We start from the raw sequence: 23279 nt of genomic DNA on the forward strand, positions 1-23279 counted from the left end.
CGGTGCATCAGGCCGCCTCGGCGGCCATCTCGTCGTGGTGCATCAGGCCGCTTCGGCGGCCATCTCGTCGCGGTGATTGTGGGGCAGGTAGGCGATCAGCATCTCGCGCACCAGCGAGGCGCTCTTGGAGTCGCGGATCAGCAGCACCCCGTCGATGATCAGGGTGCGCGACACGTCCTCCTCCTCGAGCTTGACGTGCAGCTTGTCGGCGATCGGCAGGGCGACCATGTTGGCGATGAGCGCGCCGTAGAGCGTGGCCAGCAGCGCGGTCGCCATGGCGGGCCCGAGCTTCGAGGGGTCCGACATGTTGGCGAACATCGTCACCATGCCGAGGATCGTGCCGATCATGCCCCAGGCCGGCGCGCAGTCGCCGAAGGCGCGGTAGACCTTCGAGCCCTCGTCGAGGTGCATCAGGAAGTTGTCGCGGTCACGCTCCATCGTGTCGCGGATGAACTCGCGGTCGTAGCCGTCGGCGATGTAGCGCACGCCCTGCGCCAGGAACGGGTCCGAGATGTCGAGGTTCTCGAGCGCCATCGGGCCCTGCCGCTTCACCACGTCGGCGATCTTGGTGATCTCGTCGATCAGCTCGCGCGGCTTGACCGAGCGCATGTTGAAGACGAAGCGCAGGCCCATCGGCACGCCGTGCAGGATGACCGAGAACGGGAAGCGCAGCATGGTGGCGGCGGTGGCGCCGCCGAAGATCACGATCACCGCGTGCTTGTCGAAATACGCGGCGAAGTTGCCGCCATCGATCATGATGAGCACGAACACGACCGCGATGCCGCCGACGAGGCCGGCGCCGGTTGCGATATCCATCTGTGGTCGGCCCCTTCGTGCGCCGTCGCGCGTCCGGTCCGGCCGCGTCCCCGATCGCGGGGCCGCCTCGCGCCGGGCTCGTCGCGTGCTTCCTGCGCAGCAGGCTAACGCCGACAGGCTCAACGAAGGGTAAAAAGCCGCGTCCCGCCCCGGTGCCGTCATGCGCCGTTCAGCGAGGATCGGGCATACCGGCCACCATGCGATCGAACGGCCGCCGCAGACGGCCGCGCGCGGGGCAGGCGGCGGGCGGGCGCCCGGGCCGCACACAAGGGCATCTCTGTCTAGGGTTCACAAGCCATGCGGCTGATCAGGCTCTACGTCCGGGTCATGGGCCAGCTCGGGTCCGATCTGCGCCTCGGGGCGCTCCTGGCCGCCGCCAACGTGGCGCTGGCGGTCGCGGCCTTCGCCGAGCCGGTGCTGTTCGGCCGCATCATCGACCGCCTCACCCATCCGTCGGCCGGGGGCACCGGCACGCAGGACCTGCTCGTCCTCGTCGGGGCCTGGGTGGGCTTCGGGCTGTTCTCGATCGCCGCCGGCGTGCTGATCGCGCTCCACGCCGACCGGCTCGCGCATCGCAGCCGGCTCGCCGCGATGGCGAACTACTTCGAGCACGTCCTCGACCTGCCGCTCGCCTTCCACTCCGCCAACCATTCCGGCCGGGTGCTGAAGGCGATGCTGGAGGGCACGAGCGGCATGGCGGCGACCTGGCTCGGCTTCTTCCGCGACCATTGCGCCGCGCTCGTCTCCCTCGTCGTGCTGCTGCCGATGACGCTCTTCCTCAACTGGCAGCTCGGCTCGATCCTGGTCGCCCTGATGGTGGTGTTCACCGGGCTCACCACCTTCGTCCTGCGCCGCACCGAGACGCTGCAGGGGAAAGTGGAGGAGTACCATTCGGGCCTCGCGGCGCATGCCTCGGACGCCCTCGGCAACGTCGCGGTGATCCAGTCCTTCACCCGCGCCAAGGCCGAGAAGGAGGCGATGCACGGCATCATCCGCGACCTGCTCGCGGCCCAGATCCCGGTCCTGTCGTGGTGGGCGCTCGCCTCGGTCGCCACCCGCGCCTCGGCGACGCTCACCATGACGGCGATCTTCGTCACCGGCATCGTGCTGCACGGCCACGGCCTGGCGACGGTCGGCGACGTGGTCTCGTTCATGAGCCTCGCCACCATGCTGGTCGCCCGGCTCGACCAGGTCGTCGCCTTCGTCAACGGGGTCTTCCTGCAGGCGCCGAAGATGCAGGAATTCTTCGACATTCTCGACACCGCTCCGGCCGTCCACGACCGGCCCGGCGCCAAGGCGGTGGCGCGGCTGTCCGGCGACGTCTCGTTCGAGGACGTGCGCTTCTCCTATGACGGCCGCCGCCCGGCCCTCGACGGGATCTCGTTCACGGCCCGGGCCGGCGAGACCGTGGCCCTCGTCGGCACCACGGGTTCCGGCAAGTCGACGACGCTCGGCCTCCTCCATCGCGCCTTCGATCCGGAATCCGGCACGATCCGCATCGACGGCGAGGACCTGCGCGACATCGGCCTCTCGTCCTTGCGCCACAACATCGGGGTGGTGTTCCAGGAGCCGATGCTGTTCGCCCGCTCGATCCGCGAGAACCTCCAGGTCGGCCGCCCCGACGCCACCGACGCCGAGATGCTCGACGCCCTCGAGCGGGCCCAGGCCTCCGAATTCATGGCGCGCCAGCCCGAAGGGCTCGACACGGTCATCGGCGAGCGCGGCCGCTCGCTCTCGGGCGGCGAGCGCCAGCGGCTGTCGATCGCCCGGGCGCTCCTGAAGAACCCGCCGGTGCTGATCCTCGACGAGGCGACGAGCGCCCTCGACGCCGCCACCGAGCGCAAGCTCCAGGGCGCGCTCGAAGCCGTGATGGAGGGGCGGACCACCTTCGTGATCGCCCACCGCCTCTCGACGATCCGCGACGCCGACCGCATCCTGGTCTTCCACCAGGGCCGCATCGTCGAGAGCGGGACTTTCGAGGAACTGGTGGCCGAGGGCGGCCGCTTCGCCGAGCTCGCCCGGGCGCAGTTCATGGCGGCGACGCCGGAGCCGGGCTACGCCCTGGCGGCGTGAGACCTGAGAGGGTCGGGCGGACAGCCCGGCCCGTTCCCGCGACACAGCCGCAACCCTCCGGCGCCGGCCCGGGGCCCGGAGCGGCCGAGAACCCCGGATGGGGCGATCGTCCGTTCCGTCGCGCGTGAGGTCGGCCCCGCCTTGCCTCAGCGGCAGGGCGGCTCGCCCGGGCGGCCGCAGCCGCGGCCCGGCGACGGGGCGTGGGGCGTGGGGCGCGGCCCGACCTGCAGCGGATGCGGCTGCATCGGCTGCGGCCTTGGCGCCATCATCTGCGGCTGGCGCATCGCCTGGGCCTGCTGGCGCCGCATCGCGTCCTGCATCTCCTGGTGCTGGCGCTGCATCATCTGCTGCGCCTCGAAGCGCTGGCGGGCCTGGGCCTGCTGCGCCTGCATCGCCTGCTGCCGCTGCATCGCCTGCTGCTGCATGGCCTGCTGTCGCACCGCCTGCTCCATCCGCATCCGCTGCAAACCGTCATCCGGCCGTGGCGCGCGGGTGGGAGCGGCCATGCGGGGCGGCTGCATCGCCTGGGCTGCCGGCCGGGGCGGCTGGGCCGGCACGGCCATCCGCGGCGGCTGCGTCGGGCGCAGCGGCGAGATCGGCGGCCGCACCCCCTGCGGCTGCAGGCCCTGCGGGGCCGGGGCCGGCGCCTGCGGCGGACGGGCCGCCAGGGCCGGCTGGCCTGGCCGGCCAGCCGCGGCGGGCGGGCCTGCGGGCGGCGCGGCTGCGGGCGGGATCTGGCCGAGGCCGGGCGCGCGCCCGGCCGGTGGCTGTCCGGGGAGCATGCCGGGACGGCCGGCGACGGCCGGCAGCGGGGCGCCGCCCGCTCCGGGGAGCGCCTGGCCTGGAGGAACGGCCTGGCCGGGATTAGGCCCCGGGGCGCGCGGGCCTGCCGGCGCCGGGATCTGCCCGGGCAGGCTCGGCCGCAGGGCCACCGGCCCGCCGACCGGTCCTCCTGCCGGGCCGTTCGGGCGCGGGATCTGCCCCGGCGCCCCGCGCGGATCCGGCCGCAGGGCCGCCTTCTGGGCGAGGGCCGGCGGCAGGGCGACGCGGGACGCCGCGGCCCCGAGCGCCGCGCCCGCGACGGCGCCGGCGACCGGCGCGAGGCGGGCCGCCCCCGCCGGCTCGGGCCCGTCGGGGGTCCGGGCGTGGAGGTTGTGGAACAGCGCGGGGTTGGGCGGCGGCACCACCGCCGGCGGCGCGACCACGTAAGGAGGCACCGGCACGTAGACCGGGGTCGGCAGCAGGTAGGCCTCGACCGGCGGCGGGGGCGGGGCCAGCTCCACCAGCACGGTCGGGCGCGGCGGCAGGAAGGCGACCGGCGGCGGCGGCAGGGCGTAGGCCGGATCGTCGAGAAGGAGCGCAGGCCGCTCGACATAGACCACCTCCTCGGGAAGAGGCGGCGGCACGTCGTAGGTGAGCACGCGGTAATCCGGCGGCGGCTCGACGGCGGCGGCGAGTGCCGAGAGGCGCCGGCGGGCGTCCCAGGCATGGGGCCCGCGGGGATAGCGGGCGAGGTAGGACCAGTAGGCCTCCGGCGTGTTGGCAAGCGCGCTGCGCCGCCAGGTGAGGGCCTCGCGCCGCGCCGCGATGATGGCCCGCACGCGCCTGGCCAGCGGGTCGCGCGGATAGGCGGCGACGAACTCCTCGTAGGCCGGCAGGGTGTCGCGGGCGAGGCAGGCGGCGTAGGCCTCGCGGGCGCCGATCTCGCCGAGCGGTCTTGCCGGCGGCTCGAAGCCGGCGAGCGAGGGCGCCCCGGCCTCGCGCTCCAGGAAGACGAACGGCGCCGCGATGCGCGACGCGCTCCACGGCACCGCGGCCCCGCGGGTGACTTCGGCCACCCGCAGGCGCACCCGCTCGAACAGGGCGGCGGGGACGAGGCCGCCCTCGCGGATCATCTCGACCAGCGCCAGCGCATAGGCGCCGTAGGGACCGGTCTCGGCCGGGCCGACGGTGCCGGGGGCGGCGTTGGTGGCGATCAGGCTGCCGGGCTCCGCCTCGACGAGCGGCAGGCCGCCGGCCAGCGGATCGCCCGTGAGGCGGAACGGGGCCGTGCGGGCCGCGTCGAGCACCACGAAGCGGGCCTTGAGCGGCAGGGCGGCGAGGCGCTTGACGTAGTCGGAGACCCGCAGGGCCTGGAGCGGCACGTCGGAGGCGGTCGCGATCCGGGCATCGACCGGCGCGAAATAGGCCTCGTTCTCGAGCTGCAGGCCGTAGCCCGCGAGATACACGAACGCCACGGCATCCGCGCCCGCCGCCGCGGCCTTGTCGGTGAAGTCGCGCAGGGCGCGCCGCAGGGACTCCTCGTCGAGGTCGCGGGCGCCCACCACGTCGAACCCCGCCGCCTGGAGGGTCTGGGCGACGAGGCCCGCGTCGTTGGCGGCGGTCGGGATCGGTCCGCCCGCATAGGCACCGTTGCCGACCACGAGGGCGATCCGGCGCTCCGCCGGCGCGGCCCGCGAGGGAAGGGCCGAGACCACGAGGCCGGCCAGCGCCGCGAGGACGAGGGCGAGGTGGCGGAGCGGCGGCATGGCGTTGCCCTCCCGTGACGGCGACGATCGGGAGCGGGCCCCCCGGAGCTGTCCCGTGAGATCGCCGCTCTTCTGGGCAGGACCAAGGCGTGCCCCAACGCGAGCCGTCGTGCTTGAACCGGCCCGGTACGATGCGGCATCAGGCTTGCTCGACGCTGCCGATGGGGAAGCCTGCATGCCGGACCGCCTGATCCACGCCGCCGCCAGCATCGCGTTCCTGATCGCGATCGCGGTGCTGTTCTCGACGAACCGGCGGGCGATCCGGCCGCGGGTGGTGCTGTCGGCGCTGGCGGTGCAGGTCGCCCTCGGCGCCCTGGTGCTGTTCTGGCCCGCCGGCCGTGCCGGCCTCGGGGCCGTCGCCGACGCGGTGCAGGCCGTCCTGTCCTACGGCGACAAGGGCGTGGCGTTCCTGTTCGGCGGCCTCGTCGAGCCGAAGATGTTCGAATTGTTCGGCGGCGGCGGCTTCGTGCTGGCGCTGCGGGTGCTGCCGCAGATCATCTACGTCTCGGCGCTGATCGCGGTGCTCTACCATTTCGGAATCATGCAGGCGCTGGCGCGGGCCCTGGGGGCGGCTTTGCAGCGGGTGCTCGGTACCTCGCGGATCGAGACCTTCTCGGCCGTGATCACGATCTTCATCGGCCAGAGCGAGATCGCGGTGGCGCTCCGGCCGTTCCTGGCGCTGCTGACCGGGGCCGAACTCTTCGCCGTGATGACGAGCGGCGCGGCCTCCACCGCCGGCTCGATCCTGGCCGGCTATGCCGGCCTCGGCGTGCCGATGCCCTACCTGCTGGCCGCCTCGTTCATGGCGATCCCCGGCGGGCTCCTCTACGCCAAGATCCTGGTGCCCTCGACCGAGCCGAGCCGGGTCAAGACGATGCGGGTCGAGTTCGGCGAGACCCGGGCCGTCAACGTGATCGAGGCTGCCGCCGACGGCACCCAGAAGGGCCTCGCCGTGGCGGTCGCGGTCGGCGCCATGCTGATCGCCTTCGTGGGGCTGATCGCGCTCGTCAACGGGATCGTCAGCTATGCGGGCGGCCTCTTCGGCCTGCCCGGCGCCTCGATCGAGGGGATGCTCGGCGCGGTGCTGGCGCCCCTCGCCTGGCTCCTGGGCGTGCCCTGGGACCAGGCGACGCTCGTCGGCGGCGCCATCGGCCAGAAGCTCGCCTTCAACGAGTTCCTGGCCTACGCCAACCTCTCGCCGGTGCTGAAGAGCGGCGAGCTCGGGTCTCGCACCACCGCGATCCTGTGCTTCGCGCTGTGCGGCTTCGCCAACCTGTCGTCGATCGCGATCCAGCTCGCGAGCTTCGGCAGCCTGGTGCCGGAGCGCCGGGCCGAGGTCGCGGCCTTCGGCCTCAGGGCGATCCTCGCCGGCACGCTCTCGAACCTGACGAGCGCGGCGATCGCCGGGGTGTTCATCGGGGCGTGAGGCTCTGGGTCATGATGGGTCGATACGGGAATCCCGCCCGCGCCCTCATCCTGCGGCGCGACTTTGATCGCCGGCGATCCTTGATCGCCAGTGATTCTTGATCGCCAGTACCTCAGGATGAGGTCGAGGGTTCGGATGAGCCGGGAACCGCCACCCGGTCCTCAGGCCCGGCTCCGGTACACCGCCGTCTCGAAGTCGAGGTAGTTCTCGACCGAGGCCGGATCGGCGAAGGGGAAGACCTGCGTGCCCCAGAAACCCCCGACCCCGGCATGCCGGTCGATCCAGAAATACAGGTTGGCGAGCCCCGCCCAGGCCAGGGACCCGGCGGAGCGGCCTGTCGGCGCCGCCTCGTCGTTGATCATGAAGCTCAAGGACCAGGATTTCGGCATGCCGGGGAAGAACTCGGCGTCGTGCGAGAGGTGGCGCTTCACGCCGGGCAGGGCGCGGATCTTCAGCGTCGGCCCCAGCCCGTTCGTCGCCGCCATCGCGACGGTCTCCGGCCGCAGCACCGGCCCGTGCGGGCCGGCGCCGTCGTTAAGCCACATCCGGATGAAGCGCAGGTAGTCCTCGGCGGTGGAATAGAGGCCGTGGCCGCCCATCTCGACCTCCGGCTCCTGCGGCAGCTCGAAGCCGGCGAGCGCCGTCAGCGCGCCGTCCTCGCCCCGCTGGTGCACCCGGGCGAGGCGGGTGCGCATGCCGGGCGTCAGCACGAAGCCGGTCGAGTCCATGCCGAGGGGCGAGAAGATCCGCTCCCGCATCACGGCGCCGAGGCGCTGGCCCGTCACCGCCTCGACCACCTGGCCGGCCCAGTCGATGTTGCTGCCGTACTCCCAGGACTCGCCCGGATCGAACAGCAGCGGGGTCATCAGCGAGGCGCGGGTGCCGCTGGTCACGCTCGCCCGCCCGCTCTCGCGCAGGAGGCGGGCATAGGATTCGTTGAAGATGTCGTAGCCGAAGCCGGCGGTGTGGAGCAGCAGCATGCGGGTGGTGACCGGGCGCGCCGGCGCCCGCAGGCGCGGGCTGCCGTCCTTGGCGAAGCCCTCCAGCACCTGGACCTCGCCCAGCGCCGGCACGTAGCTGGCGGCCGGGGCGTCGAGGTCGAGCCGGCCCTCCTCCGCGAGCTGCAAGGCCGCGGTGGCGGTGACCGCCTTGGTGGTCGAGAAGATCGCCAGGACCGTGTCGGTGGTCATCGGCGCGTCCTCGCCCGCGACCCGCCGCCCGGCGGCGCCGGCATAGAGCGTGCGCGCCCGGTCGGTCGCCATCGCCACCACCCCGGGCAGGTGAGGGGCCCGGTCCACCCCGCGCCGCAGGATCGCGTCTGCGGCCGTCTTGAGATCGTCGCTCATCGCTTCCTCCCTCTCTTCGTGTCCATTCGGCTCTCGGCCGCATTCTCACGCGCGGCTCGCGATCCGAGATCTCGAGGATCCTGCCGAGGTCATGATGCCCCGCCGGCCCTCACCGCCGCGGCCCCCGGTCGAGCCCCGCTTTGCGCAGCGCGTCGGCGAGCGCCCCGCCGCCGGCGGGCTCCTCGCGGCGCGCCGGCGGGCGCGGGGCGTCGCGGCGGGGGGCGCCCTGGTCGCGGGGCGCCCGCGCGCCGACCTCGTCGTCGAGGCGCATCGTGAGCGCGATGCGCTTGCGGGGCGCGTCGACGTCCAGCACCTTCACCCGCACCACGTCGCCGGGCTTCACCACCGCCCGCGGGTCCTTCACGAAGGTCCTGGACAGGGCCGAGATGTGGACGAGGCCGTCCTGGTGGACGCCGATGTCGACGAAGGCCCCGAAGGCCGCGACGTTGGTCACCACGCCCTCCAGCACCATGCCGGGCCTCAGGTCGCCAATGCTCTCGACGCCCTCCTGGAAGGTCGCGGTCTTGAAGGTCGGGCGCGGGTCGCGGCCGGGCTTCTCCAGCTCGGCGATGATGTCGGTGACGGTCGGCAGGCCGAAGGTCTCGTCGGTGAAGGACGTCGGGTTCAGGCTCTTCAGCACCGTGCCGTTGCCGATCACCGCCTTGATGTCGCTCTTCGTCGCCTGGAGGATCCGGCGCACCACCGGATAGGCCTCCGGATGCACGCCGGAGGCGTCGAGGGGATCGTCGCCGTTCTGGATCCGCAGGAAGCCCGCCGACAATTCGAACGCCTTCGGCCCGAGGCCCGCGACCTTCTTGAGGGCGGAACGGCTGCGGAACGGGCCGTTGGCGTCGCGGTGCGCGACGATGTTCTGCGCCACCCGCTCGGTGAGCCCCGACACCCGGGCGAGCAGCGGGCCCGAGGCCGTGTTGACGTCGACCCCGACGCCGTTCACGCAATCCTCCACCACCGCGTCGAGGGAGCGCGACAGCTTCCCCTCCGCCAGGTCGTGCTGGTACTGGCCGACGCCGATCGCCTTCGGCTCGATCTTCACGAGTTCCGCCAGCGGGTCCTGCAGGCGCCGGGCGATCGAGACGGCGCCGCGCAGCGACACGTCGAGCCCCGGCAGCTCCTGGCTGGCATAGGCCGAGGCCGAGTAGACCGAGGCTCCGGCCTCCGAGACCATCACCTTGGTGAGCGTCAGCTCCGGCTGCTTGGCGATCAGCTCGGCGGCGAGCCGGTCGGTCTCCCGAGAGGCGGTGCCGTTGCCGATCGCCACCAGCTCGACCTTGTGGGCCCGGCACAGCCGGGCGAGCGTGATCAGCGCGCCGTTCCAGTCGCGGCGCGGCTCGTGCGGGTAGATCGTGTCCGTCGCCACCACCTTGCCGGTGGCGTCCACCACCGCGACCTTCACGCCGGTGCGGAAGCCCGGGTCGAGGCCGAGCGTCGTCCGGGCGCCGGCGGGCGCGGCAAGCAGCAGGTCGCGCAGGTTGCCGGCGAAGACCTTGACGCCGGCCTCCTCGGCCGCCTCCCACAGCCGGGCGCGCAGGTCGAGCTCGATCGAGAGCTTCAGCTTGGTGCGCCAGGCGAAGCGCACCACCTCCATCAGCCAGCGGTCGCCGGGCCGGCCGCGGTCCTGGATCCCGGCCGCGAGGGCGATGCGGCCGTCGTAGAGGCTCTGGGCGTCGGCCCCCTCGGGGGCCTCGTCGAGGCGCAGGTCCAGCACCTCCTCCTTCTCGCCCCGGAACAGGGCGAGCACCCGGTGGGAGGGGAGGCGGGTCAGCGGCTCGGAGAAGTCGAAATAGTCCGAGAACTTGGCGCCGGCCTGCTGCTTGCCCTCGCGCACCCGCGAGACGAGCCGGCCGCGGCTCCAGACCGCCTCGCGCAGTTGCCCCACCAGCTCGGCATTTTCGGAGAAGCGCTCGACCAGGATGGCGCGCGCACCTTCGAGCGCCGCCTCCGGCGTCGCGACGCCCTTTCCCTCGTCGACGAAGGCGGCGGCGGCGGTGAGCGGCACCTGGTCGGGGCGCGAGAGCAAAGCTTCGGCCAGCGGCCCGAGGCCGGCCTCGCGGGCGATCTGCGCCTTGGTGCGGCGCTTCGGCTTGAACGGCAGGTAGAGGTCCTCCAGGCGCGCCTTGGTGTCGGCGGCGAGGATCTGGCCTTTCAGCGCGTCGTCGAGCTTGCCCTGCGCCCCCACGCTCTCGAGGATCGCGGCGCGGCGGGCCTCGAGCTCGCGCAGGTAGCGCAGGCGCTCCTCGAGCGTGCGCAGCTGGGCGTCGTCGAGGGTGCCGGTCGCCTCCTTGCGGTAGCGGGCGATGAACGGCACCGTCGCGCCGCCGTCGAGCAGCTCCACCGCCGCCTTGACCTGCCAGTCCTGCGCGCCGAGCTCCGTGGCGATGCGCTGGGTGATGCTGGACATGACGACTCCGCGATTCGGGGGCGACGGGGAGGCGTGTCCTTAGAGGGGTTGGGGGCGGGTTGGAAGGGCGGGCGCGGTCGGCCGCGTCAGCCGTTCGGGAGGCCCGGCGCCTGCCCGGCCTGCGCGCGCGGGCGCCTCGACCAGGCGTCGCGCTCGGCGCGGCTGAACAGGGCAAAGGACGTCACCTGGGTGAGGGCGACGACGGGCACGAGCAGGATGAAGCCGAGGGCCAGCTTGCCGAGACCGCCGGGCAGGCTCCAGAGGGCCGAGCCGTCGAGGATCGCCAGGACCAGGCTCAGCTGGCCGCCCATGAGCCAGCCGTAGCGCTGGCCGGGCGGCACGTTCCGCTCGGCCCAGGGCAGCGTCACCGCGACGACGATGACGGACCAGGCCACCAGACCGGCCACCAGGGGCACCAGGGCCGGCTCGAGCGTGCCGGTGAGCACGAACCGCAGGATGTGGAAGAGGGCGGCACCGGCCAAGCCCGCGCCGAGCAGGAAGAGGAAACGGGGCATGCCTGGCTCCCTCGCGGGCGGTTCCGCCGCCGCGACTGTCACACCGCACGATTCCACGGTCAACCGAGGGGCGCGGTGCCCGGACGCACACGTCCGGACGCCGAAGCGGGCGGCCGTCGAGGGAGGCCGCCCGCTGAACAGGGTCGGTGCTCGGTGCGTGGCCCTCAGCGCACCCCGCCCGCCGGCAGCACCCCGGTCGGGGCCGGGATCCGGCGCATCCGCTCGCGGTGGGCGGTGTAGAGGCCGCTGCCGCAGATCACCAGGACGCCGAGGCCCATCGTGGCATCCGGCACGGTGCCGAAGAACAGGAAGCCGAGGAGGCCGGCCCAGACGATCTGGGTGTAGGAGAACGGCACCAGGGTCGAGGCCGGGGCGTGGCGGTAGGCGATGGTGACGAGCCAGTGCCCGGCGGTCGAGATGAAGCCGATCGCGGCGCCGATCGCGACCTGGGTCAGGTTCGGGGTCTCCCACACGAAGGGCACGACGGCCGAGAGCACCGCGAAGCCGACGAGGGCCGACCAGGTCATGGTGGTCTGGGGCGCGTCGTAGCCGTTGATCTTGCGGGTCACGACCAGGGCGGCGGCCCAGAACAGGGCCGAGACGATCGGCAGGATCGCCGCGGCCTGGAACGCGCTGGTGCCCGGGCGCACGATGATGAGGACGCCGAGGAGCCCGACCAGGGAGGCGATCCAGCGCCGCGCGCCGACCGTCTCGCCGAGCACCGGGATCGAGAGGGCGGTGACGAAGATCGGCGACACGAAGGCGATCGCGGTGATCTCGGCCACCGGCAGGACGCGCAGGCCGGCGAGGAAGAGGAGGGCGGAGCCCACGAGGGCGATCCCGCGCACCACCTGCAGGCCCGGCCGCGCGCTGCGGAACGGCGAGGCACCGCGCTTGAGATGCGCCCTGACCAGGGCCGCCACCAGCATCACGGCGACGAAGCCGGTGTAGCGCAGCCACGCCACCTCGATGCCGGCGAGCTGGCCGGTGAGGTACTTCGCCGTCGCGTCGGAGCTCGACAGGAAGATGGTGGAGATCACCACCAGCGCGATGCCCCGCAGGGGCTGGTCCCCGAGCAAAGCCGGCAGGGCCGGGCGGGTTGAGGGGGCGGCGGCGGGAAGAGTGAGGGTGGCCACGGGTGTCACGGCGGGTGCGGATGAGGGGCCTCATCCTTAGCACCGCCTCGGCCGTTCAAGCCGTGCCGATTGCGCGTTACGGCCATGCTGCCGGATCAGCCCTAGTTAAGGCGGGCTTTACGCAATCGTGGTGGGGGAGCGGCGACTGGCGAGATCACGGCCATCATCCGGCCGCAAGCGTTACCGGTGTGTCCTGAATGAAGCATGAAGACGTTTCGTCTTCAGCGGAACCGGTTTGCGGCTTGCGTGTTGTCTCGCCCGCGCAGGGTCGCGGGAGCCTGCGCGGGCGAGAATGTCAGCAGCAGCGGAAGCCGCCGCGGCCGCCCACGCCGTAGCGGGCGTTCTGGCGCTCGCGGAAGAACTCCGTCGCGGTCATCGGCTGCTGGTCGGGATGGGTCTTGCGGATATGGGCGACGTAGGTGTCGTAGTTGCCCTGGCCGACCATCAGCCGCGCCCCGTCGCAGACGCAGCGCGTCAGGGTCGCCCAGCGCTCCCGCAAGCTCTCGGCGGCGTTCGGCATCGCCTCACTCCGCCGCCGCCGGCACGGCCCGCGGATCCGCCTCCATGGCGGTCCAGCTTTCGGTGCGGTAGGCCTTGAGGCAGGCCTGGACGCCGAAGGCGATGATCGCCACCACGACGCCGACGAAGAGCAGCGCCAGCACCGCGTCGATGCGGTCGTTGAAGACGATCTGGCTCATCTGATCGGCGGTCTTGGCCGGGGCCAGCACCTTGCCCTCGGCGAGCGCCGAGGAATAGCGCTCGGCATGCGCCAGGAATCCCACCCGCGGGTCGGCGGAAAAGACCTTCTGCAGGCCGGCCGTGAGGGTGCAGGCGACGAGCCAGAGCGTCGGCACGATGGTGACGAGGGCGTAGCGCTCCCGCTTCATCTTGAAGATCACCACGGTGCACAGCGTGAGCGCGATCGCCGCCAGCATCTGGTTCGAGATGCCGAAGAGCGGCCACAGGGTGTTCACGCCGCCCAGCGGATCGGTCACGCCCTGGTAGAGGAAGAAGCCCCAGAAGGCGACGCAGAGCGCGGTCGCGACGATGCTCGGACCCCAGGATGCCGTGTCCTTGAAGGCCGGCACCGCGACGCCGATCAGGTCCTGGAGCATGAAGCGCCCGGCTCGGGTGCCCGCGTCGACGGCGGTGAGGATGAACAGCGCCTCGAACAGGATGGCGAAGTGGTACCAGAACGCCATCATCGCCTTGCCGCCGATGACGTTCGAGATGATGTGGGCCATGCCGACCGCCAGCGTCGGCGCACCGCCGGCCCGCGAGATCACGGTGTGCTCGCCGACATCGGAAGCGGTCTGCTTGATCGTGTCCGGCGAGATCGGGAAGCCCATGGCGGTGACCGCGGTCGAGGCGCTCTCCGCCGTGGTGCCGACGACGGCGCCGGGCGAGTTCATGGTGAAGTACACGCCCGGATCGATGACGCTGGCGGCGACGAGCGCCATCACGGCGACGAAGGATTCCATCAGCATGCCGCCATAGCCGATGAAGCGGGCATTGACCTCGTTGTCGATCAGCTTCGGGGTCGTGCCGGACGAGATCAGGCTGTGGAAGCCCGACACCGCGCCGCACGCGATGGTGATGAACAGGAACGGGAACAGCGAGCCCGACCAGACCGGGCCGGTGCCGTCGACGAACTTCGTCACCGCCGGCATCTGCAGGTGCGGCGCCAGGACCAGGATGCCGAGGGCCAGGCCGACGATCGTGCCGATCTTGAGGAAGGTCGAGAGGTAGTCGCGCGGGGCGAGCAGGAGCCAGACCGGCAGGATCGAGGCGACGAAGCCGTAACCGATCAGCATCCAGCACAGCTGGGTGCCGGTGAAGGTGAACATCGCCGAGAGCGTCGGGTCGTCGGCGACGTTCTGGCCGAAGATGATCGCGGCCATCAGCAGCACGAAGCCGAGGATCGAGACCTCGCCGATGCGGCCCGGGCGGATCCAGCGCGAGTAGACGCCCATCAGCAGCGCGATCGGGATCGTCGCCATCACCGTGAAGGTGCCCCAGGGGCTCTCGGCCAGCGCCTTGACGACGATCAGCGCCAGCACCGCCAGGATGATGACCATGATCAGGAAGGCGCCGAACAGCGCGACGATGCCGGGAATCGTGCCGAGCTCGGCCCGGATCAGCTCGCCGAGCGAGCGGCCGTCGCGGCGCATCGAGACGAACAGCACCATGAAGTCCTGCACGGCGCCGGCCAGCACGACGCCGGACAGGATCCACAGCAGGCCCGGCAGGTAGCCCATCTGCGCGGCCAGCACCGGGCCGACCAGCGGGCCGGCGCCCGCGATCGCCGCGAAGTGGTGGCCGAACAGGACGTACTTGTCGGTCGGGACGTAGTCGAGCCCGTCGTTGTGGCGCACCGCCGGGGTCTGGCGGTTCGGGTCGAGCCGCATGATGCGGTCGGCGATGAACAGCGAGTAGTAGCGGTAGGCGATCAGGTAGACCGAGACCGCCGCGACGACGATCCAGAGGGCGTTGACGGTCTCGCCGCGCTGCGTCGCCACGACGGCGAGGGCGGCGGCCCCGAGCGCCCCGACGAGGGCCCAGGGCCCGTGCTTCCGGACGGCAGTCATGAGGCATTCCTCCCGGCTACGCCGCCGGGCGGGACAATGCGTCGGCGGCTTCTTCGACTTTCGGGTAACGGAAACGCCCAGGGCTGCCAATGCGGCGGCGGGCCGGCGGTGATAGTGGAGAATTATACTTTCGTCGCAGGACGGGATGACGGCTGGTTCAGGCGCGCAAGGCCGCGATCTGACGCGTACCGGTGGGTTCGGTGAACGGCCCAAGGACCGATCACGATGCTCGCCTCCGCCATCCCCTCCGGGTTCGCCCTGCTCCTCGCACCATCGCCGTCCTGCTGGCGGTAAGCCGCTGAGGAGATGCGGAGCAGTGCTCGGGTGTCCGGGCGATCGTCGCGGAGCAGGGCACTGTGTCTCAGCGCACGGACCTGGAGCGTGCCGCGGGTAGCCTGTGCCGCATCCCGTTCACCGAACCTCCGGCCAAAGGAGCGGCACCCGTGAAGTCTTTGATCAGCGCGACGAAGGACTCTGCTCCCTCGCAGGAGCCGGATATCGACATGGCTGTCCTCGATGCCTTGTCTGACGCCGATCTCGACGCCGTCGCCGGAGGGATCATCATCGTTGGCGGCATCACGAGCCGTGGTCTGACGGCCGGAGGCTTGCCGTCCGGGCTCTCGGCATACGCTTCTCTCGGTAGAGTTCTGAACGGGTAGCCAAGCTCGCATCCTCGCCGAGCGAGGACTGCAGCGAGGCGAAGTGTGCCGTTCGGCACCGCAGCGCGAACCGAAGCCGATCTATCAAAAAGACAGGACAGGTGCCGATCTGAAGCCTGTGGTTACGCTGACTGTGATGGAGAGGATCAATGTCGGATGTCGTTCTCAAAATCGATCGCAGCAATTCTGCAGAACCTGGAATCACGTCACAGACCGAGGATCAGCGCCCGGACAGCGATCAACTAAGCCTGCAAGAACTCGATGAGATCAATGGGGGCTTGCCTGCGCTCCTCATCGCAAGTCTTTTAACGGCGTATGGCGCGCGGGTCCTGCTTGGCGGCTCCCGGTATCTTTGAGGGCATAATCCCAATATCTTAAACGTCATGGAAGTCTGGCTGTCTAACACTGCAGATCGAACCAAAATCGATCTAGATTCGGTGAATTACAGCCACCGATCTGAGCCTTGTTGTTCCTGTCATCTTGGAGAAGACCCATGTCGGATGTCGCTTTCGAAACCGATCGTCGCAACTCTGCCGAATTCAAGCTCGTGCCGCAGACCGAAGAGCAGCACGCGGACACAGGCGAGCTGAGCCTAGACGAACTTGATGAAGCCAACGGTGGTCTGCTGCTCCTCGTCGCTGCATTCGCGGGGGCCGTGGGCTACCGGATGTACCTAGACTACCGCGGGTGGCGGTGATCGCAGGCCTAAGCAGATCTCGCATAGGTGGCCGCCGGTTTCGCAAGAAACCTGCGGCAAAACAAAAACCTGATCTGACGAAGCGAGTGTCCGCTCTTCATTGGCCAGACCATAGGAATGCTTGCATCGTGGCGCTCATGCTGGCGGGGCGGGGACGCATAGTGCCGCCTGAAGGACATCCGTAACATCGCCACCCGCTATGACAAGCTCGCCCGTGACACGTCTCGGCTATCACACTGGTCGCCGTCATCGCGTTCTGGTGCCGACGAGCCTCGACCTTGACAGTCGTCGACTTCCGTTTGTGCACACTGCTCGCAGAGGCATGCTCATCCCACGCGCGACCGCATCCTGAGGCCGCTCCACGGCACCTCAGGACGCGGTCACGCGTGGGACAAACTCCGTGGATAGACTTGGCGGCCGCTCGCGCGATCCGCGGCCCTGCTCAGTTCGACGGCAAGCCCGCCAGGATGTGGTCGTAATCGAGGTTCGCGGTCTCGATCACGATCTGGGTCCGGCTGATGACCCCGAGCTTGCGCAGGATCTCCGAGACGTGGGCCTTGACGGTGGAATCGCCGACGCCGAGCTCGTGGGCGATCTGCTTGTTGAGCTTGCCCTGGCGGATCATCAGCAGCACCCGGACCTGCTGCGGGGTCAGCTCGGCGATGCGCTGGGCGATCGGCGCCTTGCCGGTCTTGCGGCCGGGGGCCTCGGCCGGGCCGGAGAGGCCCTCCGGCACGAAGACCGCGCCGTTGAGCACGTCGGTGATGGCACGGATCAGGACCGGCTTGCCGGCGGCCTTCGGCACGAAGCCGGCGGCGCCATGGGCGAGCGCCTCGCGCACGATGCGCGGATCGTCGAGGCCCGACACGACCAGCACCGGGATGCGCGGGAAGCGGGTGCGGATGGCGATCAGCCCATCGAAGCCGTTGACGCCCTGCATGGTGAGGTCGAGGAGCGTCAGGTCGATCGAGCGGGCCCGGGACAGGGCCGCGCAGGCGCTCTCGATGCCGTCCGCCTCCTCGACCTCGGCGGCCGGGAAGGCGAGGCGGACCGCGCTGCTCAGGGCATCGCGAAACAGCGGGTGATCGTCGACGATGATCAGGTGCATGTCCGACCCCTCCGCGACGGGCGTCCCGTCCGGCCGCGGAAGAGACACCTCAGGGGCCGGACCGGTCAATCCCACCATCGCTGCGGATCATCCTCTCACCAGGGCGCCGACCCGTGGCGCACGCAAACGCAGATCGGGCACAGCAACGCCGCCGCACCCAGAAGTCGACGGAAGAGTTATCACGCGGCCGCGCCAACAGCCACCGTGCTTTGGTACGGAGCCGCGGCGAAGATCCCGCCGGCTGCACCTTGGTCCAATGGTGGCGTGCGCCGAACCGGTCCTATCGTCACCCGACCTCGGAGGCGGATCAAGGACATCGTCACCGCGGAACGGGCGGGAGCGGAGCGTGGCATCCGGTGGCCGCGTCGCGTGGGGCGGCGCGGCCACCGATCGCGGGGGCGATCGCCCGTCCGCTTCCCAGCGCAGGCGCGGCCGCCGCACCGGCCGCGCCTGCGCACCCGCAGGTCCGTCCGCTGCCGTTGCCTTGCGCAACCCCTCGTCGCATAATGCGGCAACGCCGCGGCGGAGCCGGCGAGACGGGAGGGAGTCCTTGGCGCGGGGAGATTCGGCGCACGGCACGCGCACGCGCTCGCATCGTTGCGGGATTCAGACGGCCTGGACCGAGGCCGCCGGGGCCGAGGCCGCCGTGGCGGCGCTCGCGTCCTCCCTCGACGTCACCCGCATCGCTCATCTGGTGATCTTCTTCTCGCCGGCCTACGGGGTCGAGGCGCTGAACGCCGCGCTGGCCCGCGCCTTCCCGGGCGTGCGGGTCGCCGGCTGCACCTCCTCGGGCGAGATCAGCCCGATGGCCGGGCTCGACCGCGGCCTCGTGGCGATCGCCTTCCCGCACGAGGGCTTTCGCATCGCCTCGACGGTGCTGGAATCCGTCGACCACCTCGACGCCGAGCGGGCCGCCGCCTCGATCCGCTCCTTACGCTGCGCGCTCGAGACGATCGCTCGCGGCGGGCAGCGTTTCGCCATCTCGCTGATCGACGGGCTCGCCAACGCGGAGGAGACGGTGATCGCCGCGATCGGCTACGGGCTCGACGGGGTGCCGCTGGTCGGCGGCTCGGCGGGCGACGAGCTGACCTTCTCCGAGACGGCGCTGATCCATGACGGGCGGGTGCACCGCCGGGCCGCGATCCTGCTGCTGGTCGAGTCCGACTTCCCGGTCGAGATCTTCAAGAACGACAATTTCGAGCCGACCGGCGTCAAGTTCGTGGTCACCGACACCGACCACGAGCAGCGCACGGTGCGCGAGCTCAACGCCGAGCCGGCGGCGGTCGAGTACGCCAACGCGCTCGGCCTCGATCCCGACGCGCTCACGCCGACGAGCTTCGCCGCGCACCCGCTGGTGGTGCGGGTCGGCGGCGACTATTTCTGCCGCTCGATCCGCCACCTCAACCCGGATCTGTCGCTCAGCTTCCACTGCGCGATCGAGAGCGGCGTGGTCCTGACCCTGGCGCGCCAGAAGGACCTGGTCGAGGCGACCCGCGAGGAGCTCGCGCGGCTCGACGCGCGGCTCGGTGGCGTCGACCTGGTGATCGGCTTCGAATGCGTGCTGCGCCGCCTCGACGCCGAGATCCACCAGGCCCGCCACAGCATCGCCGAGCTCTACCGGCACTACAACGTCGTCGGCTTCGAGACCTACGGCGAGCAGTACCGGTCGATGCACCTGAACCAGACCTTCACGGGCATCGCCATCGGCCGGCCCGCCGGCCCGTGACCGGGACGGACGAGGCGAAGGCGGGGCCGGCGGGCGACGCCGTCGCCGCCGAGGACGTCGCGACCAAGGACGTCGCGACCTTGCACCGCCGCATCGCCAAGCTGGAGCGCATCAACGCCGCCCTGATGTCCCAGGTCGAGCGCACGATGGACCAGCGCGGCAGCGCCTACTCGCTGTTCCAGACCGCCATCACCCTCGAGGGCCAGGTCCGCGCCCGCACCGAGGAGCTGACGGCGCTGATGCGCAGCCTGGAGCGGTCGAACCAGGCGCTCACCGCCGCCAAGGAGGAGGCCGAGCAGGCCAACCGCTCGAAGACCCGCTTCCTGACGGCCGCGAGCCACGACCTGCTCCAGCCCCTCAATGCCGCCCGGCTGTCGCTCTCGGCGCTCGCCGACATGCCGGTCGGGCCGGAGGCCCGCGGCATCGTCGGACAGGTCGAGCGGGGCCTGCAGACCATCGAGGACCTGATCAAGACGCTCCTCGACATCTCGAAGCTCGATGCCGGGCTGATCCAGCCGGTGGTGCGGCCGGTGCGCGTCGCCGACGTGCTCGAGAGCCTGGAGGCGAGCTTCGGGCCGCTCGCCGCCCGCAAGGGCCTGCGCCTCTCGGTGCGGGGCGGGCAAGCCTGGGTGGCGAGCGACCTGGTGCTGCTCCAGCGCATCCTCCAGAACCTCGTCTCGAACGCGATCCGCTACACCGCCGCCGGCGGCGTGCTGGTGGCGGCGCGCAAGCGCGGGGCCGAGATCCGGATCGACGTGGTCGATTCCGGCTCCGGCATCCCGGAGGGCGAGCAGGAGCTGATCTTCGAGGAATTCCATCGCGGCGGGCGGGAGAGCGTCGACGGCGAGATCGCGCTGGGCCTCGGCCTGGCGATCGTGCGCCGCTCGGCCCAGGCGCTCGGGCATCACCTGAGCCTCGATTCCCGCGTCGGCCACGGCTCGCGCTTCAGCCTGCACCTGACGCCTTGCGCCCCCGAGCCGCCCCGGCCCGCCCCCTCGCTGGTGCCGCCGACGAGCCTCACCGGCGCCCGCATCGCCCTCATCGAGAACGACAAGGCGGCCCTGGAGGCCCTGGCGCGGCTCTTCCACGGCTGGGATGCCAACGCCTTCGCGGCCCGCGACCACCTGAGCCTGGTGCGGCTCCTCGGGACCACCTGGAGCCCCGACGTGGTCGTGGCCGACTACCACCTCGACGGCGGCGCCTGCGGCCTCGACACCGTGGCCTGGCTGCGCTCGGTCCACGGCCATGACATCCCGGCGGTCATCACCACCGCCGACCATTCGGCCGAGGTCGAGGCGCGGGTGCGGGCCGCCCGCTGCGAACTCGTCCACAAGCCGCTGAAGCCCGCCCAGCTGCGGGCGCTGCTCGCCCACCTCCTGAGCCGGGGCTGAGCGCTCCGCGATTGTTTCCGAAAGATGTCCCGCAGGCGGGAGAATGATGGCCTTCGCTCAGTCTTAGGCCACGTGGACGATCGCGAAGGACCATCTCTCGAGATTTCCTCGGTGAATGGCACGAATGATCTAAGCACAATGAGACATGGACGGTTGCGCGCACGCAACATACAGCATCAATACGAGTTTGGTGCCGCTGGAAGGGATTATCTGTCCGCTCGCATGTGGCATCTCTCCTGAACGCGGGGAGGTCCAGCGTGGGACGGATACTACTGACAGGCGCAACCGGCTTTCTGGGCGGCGCCGTTCTTCATCAGGCGTTGAGCCGGCGCGACGGGACCGAGTGGGTCTGCCTCGTGCGCTGCCCCAGCGCCGAGCAGGGCCGGCAGCGTATCGCCGCGCGGCTGTCCCGCTTCACCGACCCGTTCACCGCCCAGCGCCTCGCCCGCTCCGTCGAGGTGGTGCCGGGCGACTTCACCCGGGCCGACCTCGACGCCGACCCGCGGCTCGATTCCGTCACCCACGTGCTGCATCTCGCCGCCGACACCTCGTGGTGGGGCGAGGAGCGCGTCAGCCGCACCAACCACGACGGCACCCTGGCGCTCGCCCGCCGCGCGCGGACCATGCCGCGCCTCGCCCGCTTCCTCCATGTCAGCACCGCGATGATCTGCGGGGCCGAGGCGCCGTCCCTCGTCGAGGAGGCGGCCTACCCGTCCCGCGACGCCCGCCACCTCGTCGCCTACACGGTCTCGAAGGCGGCGGCCGAGACATCCCTCGCCGGCACCTTCTCGGACCTGCCGATCGTGGTGGCCCGCCCGTCGATCGTCGTCGGGCACTCGACGCTCGGCGCGGCGCCGAGCTCGAGCATCCTGTGGGTGATCCGCGCCGCCGACCGGCTGCGCCTGGTGCCGTGCGATCCGGACAGCGCCGTCGACGTCGTCCCGGTCGACTGGGTCGCCGACAGCCTGCTCGGGCTCCTGCGCAAGTCGCAGCTCGCCCACGACCTCTACCACGTCTCGGCCGGCGCTCGCGCGCGGGCCACCTGGCACGACCTGATGCGGGCCTTCGAGGCCGCCGATCCGGCGGGCGGCGTCCGGACTTTCACCCGGTTCGACCTCGCCGCCGACCGGGCGCTGCTGCGCCGGCGCTTCGCCGAGACCTTCGGCCTCGACGGCTCCCTGAAGCAGGCGATGCTGCGGGCGGTGCGGGCCTACTACGCCTTCTCGTCCCTCGACCTGACCTTCTCGAACGCGCGGCTCCTCGCGGAAGGCCTCCCGCCCCCGCCCGCCTTCGCCGACTACCTCAAGGTCTGCCTCGCCAACGCGCCGGAGATCACCGAGCAGTTCGCCGACGACCTCGACATGTTCGTGCCGCCGGCCCCGTCCCTGCCGCTGACGGCGAGCGCATGAACCCGTTCCTGACCCTCGCGGTGGCGATCGGCGCCGAGATCACCGCGACCCTCGCGCTCAAGGCCGCCGACGGCCTCACCCGCCCGGGCCCGACCCTGCTGGTCGTGCTCGGCTACGGCACCGCGCTCTGGCTGATGTCGACCAGCATGGACATGCTGCCGATCGGGGTCGTCTACGCGATCTGGGCCGGGATCGGCATGGTCGGGGCGGCGGTCGGCGGTGCCATCCTGTTCGGCGAGCCGGTCACGCCGCTGATGATCCTCGGCATCGGGGTGATCGCGCTCGGCGTCGGCATCCTGGCGGCGGCCCAGGCTCACGCCTGAGGGCGGGTCACCGCGGCGAGCAGCTGAACGGCGCCGTCGATCGCCTCGCGCATCGCGGCCTCGTCCCAATGCACCCGGGCGAGCACGTAGCCGCCCTCGATCACCGCGATCAGCGCGGCGGCGAGCGGGCCGGGCTCGATCCCGGGCGACAGGCTCCCGGCCGCCTCCGCTTCCCGAAGGCTCGCGCGCAGGGACGCCTGGATGTGGCCGAGATAGGCCGCGACCGGTTCGCGCAGGGCCGGCTCCTCCATGGCGGATTCGTTGGCGAGGCGGCCGAGGCGGCAGCCGCGCAGGGCCTGCCGCTCGCGGGTCAGATAGGCCCGGACGCGGTCGAGGGGCGGGGTGCCGGCGGCAAACAGCCCGTCGACGACCGCGATCTCCTCCTCGGCCATCTCGGCGAGCGCCGCGGCCGCCACCTCCCGCTTGCCCGGGAAGTGATGGTAGAGGCTGCCCTGGCCGGCGCCGCTGCGCTCGAGCACGTCCCGCGGGCTCGTCGCCTCGTAGCCGCGCTCCCACAGCAGCGCCTTCGTGGCCGCGACGATCGCCTCGCGCTTCGATGATCCCTGCCGCGGCACGTCCTGTCTCCTGTCGCCGCCGAGGCTGTCCGGAACAGGGAAGAGGCGCGGGTCTCCTCCATCCCGGATAGCCCCGCGTCATCGGTGAGCGGTATGCCGCGCCCGGGCCAGTCAGGCCAGAGCCTTGGGATTGCCCCGGATCGGGTTCTTGCTCGTTTTGCGTGGATGGCGGTGAATCGACTCGGGCCGCTGATGGGGAGGCCTGCCCTCCCCATCGTGGGCGGCATGGATATTCCCCTCGCCATCCCCGAGCGCCGTGTCGCGCGGTTCGTAGAGCATCACGAGGATCACCTCATCATCCCCGTGCAACTGGACGCAGCCAGCCAGCGTCGAACTCGTCGCCCGGGATCGCTCGACCGAGTATGCCCGAGGCGCAAGCCTCGGCGCTCCCCAGGCGCAGCAGGTCGCCGATCGATGGCAGCTGCTCACCAACATGCGGCAGCCCGTCGAACGCTGGCTCCACGATGCCCATGCCCGATTGCGCAGCCTGCCGCCCCTCCCTGGCTCGACCGCTCGTCCCGCCCGGCGCGACCGCGCCTTCGCC

At 71.4% G+C, this 23279-nt stretch carries 20 protein-coding genes and 1 pseudogene; 10 read left to right on the plus strand and 11 right to left on the minus strand.

From position 1 onward, the window contains the following. Positions 1–42 precede the first annotated feature (42 nt). Positions 43–816 carry a motility protein A gene (locus EU555_RS22015; protein ID WP_135417380.1) on the minus strand — a complete coding sequence of 258 codons (774 nt, stop codon included), beginning with the start codon at positions 814–816 and terminating at the stop codon, positions 43–45. A 297-nt stretch (positions 817–1113) separates the two neighbouring features. On the opposite strand from EU555_RS22015, the gene EU555_RS22020 reads away from it, so the two are divergent. Beyond that, positions 1114–2889, plus strand: a complete 1776-nt coding sequence (locus EU555_RS22020) for a glucan ABC transporter ATP-binding protein/ permease (RefSeq protein WP_135417381.1) — start codon at positions 1114–1116, stop codon at positions 2887–2889. A 146-nt stretch (positions 2890–3035) separates the two neighbouring features. Here the strand turns inward: EU555_RS22020 and EU555_RS22025 are convergent, their stop codons facing one another. Continuing rightward, positions 3036–5417, minus strand: coding sequence for a caspase family protein (locus EU555_RS22025; RefSeq protein WP_135417382.1), 2382 nt, complete (start codon positions 5415–5417; stop codon positions 3036–3038). Between the two features lie 175 nt (positions 5418–5592). Here EU555_RS22025 and EU555_RS22030 point away from each other — a divergent pair, with 175 nt between their 5' ends. Next, positions 5593–6843, plus strand: a complete 1251-nt coding sequence (locus tag EU555_RS22030; RefSeq protein WP_135417383.1) for a NupC/NupG family nucleoside CNT transporter — start codon at positions 5593–5595, stop codon at positions 6841–6843. A 161-nt stretch (positions 6844–7004) separates the two neighbouring features. On the opposite strand, the gene acmB is transcribed toward EU555_RS22030, so the two are convergent. The 6 genes from acmB to EU555_RS22060 form a co-directional block, all read right to left on the minus strand. Next, on the minus strand, positions 7005–8189 hold the full coding sequence (gene acmB / locus EU555_RS22035; protein WP_135417384.1) for a methyl acetate hydrolase AcmB: 1185 nt from the start codon (positions 8187–8189) through the stop codon (positions 7005–7007). 109 nt (positions 8190–8298) lie between these two features. Then, positions 8299–10608, minus strand: a complete 2310-nt coding sequence (locus EU555_RS22040; RefSeq protein WP_135417385.1) for a Tex family protein — start codon at positions 10606–10608, stop codon at positions 8299–8301. Between the two features lie 86 nt (positions 10609–10694). After that, complete coding sequence (locus tag EU555_RS22045) at positions 10695–11123, minus strand: hypothetical protein (RefSeq protein WP_135417386.1); 429 nt, start codon at positions 11121–11123, stop codon at positions 10695–10697. Between the two features lie 164 nt (positions 11124–11287). Continuing rightward, a complete protein-coding gene (locus EU555_RS22050) occupies positions 11288–12259 on the minus strand; it encodes a DMT family transporter (RefSeq protein WP_135417387.1) in 972 nt (323 codons plus the stop codon). A gap of 295 nt (positions 12260–12554) precedes the next feature. Further along, positions 12555–12779, minus strand: coding sequence for a YbdD/YjiX family protein (locus tag EU555_RS22055; protein ID WP_135417388.1), 225 nt, complete (start codon positions 12777–12779; stop codon positions 12555–12557). Between the two features lie 4 nt (positions 12780–12783). Then, entirely contained in the window at positions 12784–14847 is a 2064-nt protein-coding gene (locus EU555_RS22060) for a carbon starvation CstA family protein (protein WP_135417389.1), read from the minus strand. Between the two features lie 443 nt (positions 14848–15290). On the opposite strand from EU555_RS22060, the gene EU555_RS22065 reads away from it, so the two are divergent. The 4 genes and pseudogenes from EU555_RS22065 to EU555_RS37630 all read left to right on the plus strand — a co-directional run. Then, entirely contained in the window at positions 15291–15506 is a 216-nt protein-coding gene (locus tag EU555_RS22065; protein WP_135417390.1) for a hypothetical protein, read from the plus strand. A gap of 149 nt (positions 15507–15655) precedes the next feature. After that, entirely contained in the window at positions 15656–15862 is a 207-nt protein-coding gene (locus EU555_RS22070) for a hypothetical protein (RefSeq protein ID WP_135417391.1), read from the plus strand. 137 nt (positions 15863–15999) lie between these two features. After that, positions 16000–16203 carry a hypothetical protein gene (locus EU555_RS22075; protein ID WP_135417392.1) on the plus strand — a complete coding sequence of 68 codons (204 nt, stop codon included), beginning with the start codon at positions 16000–16002 and terminating at the stop codon, positions 16201–16203. A 162-nt stretch (positions 16204–16365) separates the two neighbouring features. Continuing rightward, positions 16366–16466 (plus strand): annotated as a pseudogene (locus EU555_RS37630) (IS5/IS1182 family transposase); the annotation flags it as partial. 179 nt (positions 16467–16645) lie between these two features. Here EU555_RS37630 and EU555_RS22080 read toward each other — a convergent pair. Beyond that, complete coding sequence (locus EU555_RS22080; protein ID WP_135417393.1) at positions 16646–17311, minus strand: response regulator; 666 nt, start codon at positions 17309–17311, stop codon at positions 16646–16648. Between the two features lie 550 nt (positions 17312–17861). Here EU555_RS22080 and EU555_RS22085 point away from each other — a divergent pair. From EU555_RS22085 to EU555_RS22100, 4 genes are all read left to right on the plus strand, one after another. Beyond that, entirely contained in the window at positions 17862–19037 is a 1176-nt protein-coding gene (locus tag EU555_RS22085; RefSeq protein WP_245524429.1) for an FIST N-terminal domain-containing protein, read from the plus strand. A 125-nt stretch (positions 19038–19162) separates the two neighbouring features. Further along, positions 19163–20428: an ATP-binding response regulator gene (locus EU555_RS22090; protein ID WP_135417466.1), complete on the plus strand. Its 1266-nt coding sequence runs from the start codon at positions 19163–19165 to the stop codon at positions 20426–20428. 257 nt (positions 20429–20685) lie between these two features. Beyond that, entirely contained in the window at positions 20686–21837 is a 1152-nt protein-coding gene (locus tag EU555_RS22095) for an SDR family oxidoreductase (RefSeq protein WP_245524430.1), read from the plus strand. Next, on the plus strand, positions 21834–22160 hold the full coding sequence (locus EU555_RS22100; RefSeq protein ID WP_135417395.1) for a DMT family transporter: 327 nt from the start codon (positions 21834–21836) through the stop codon (positions 22158–22160). Before EU555_RS22095 ends, EU555_RS22100 begins: the two co-directional genes overlap by 4 nt. Here the strand turns inward: EU555_RS22100 and EU555_RS22105 are convergent. Then, positions 22151–22735: a TetR/AcrR family transcriptional regulator gene (locus tag EU555_RS22105; protein ID WP_135417396.1), complete on the minus strand. Its 585-nt coding sequence runs from the start codon at positions 22733–22735 to the stop codon at positions 22151–22153. The two genes, EU555_RS22100 and EU555_RS22105, sit on opposite strands and share 10 nt — an antisense overlap. A gap of 111 nt (positions 22736–22846) precedes the next feature. Next, a complete protein-coding gene (locus EU555_RS22110) occupies positions 22847–23026 on the minus strand; it encodes a hypothetical protein (protein WP_135417397.1) in 180 nt (59 codons plus the stop codon). Between the last annotated feature and the right edge of the window lie 253 nt (positions 23027–23279).

It is taken from the genome of Methylobacterium nonmethylotrophicum (assembly GCF_004745635.1).
Taxonomy (GTDB): Bacteria; Pseudomonadota; Alphaproteobacteria; order Rhizobiales; family Beijerinckiaceae; genus Methylobacterium; species Methylobacterium nonmethylotrophicum.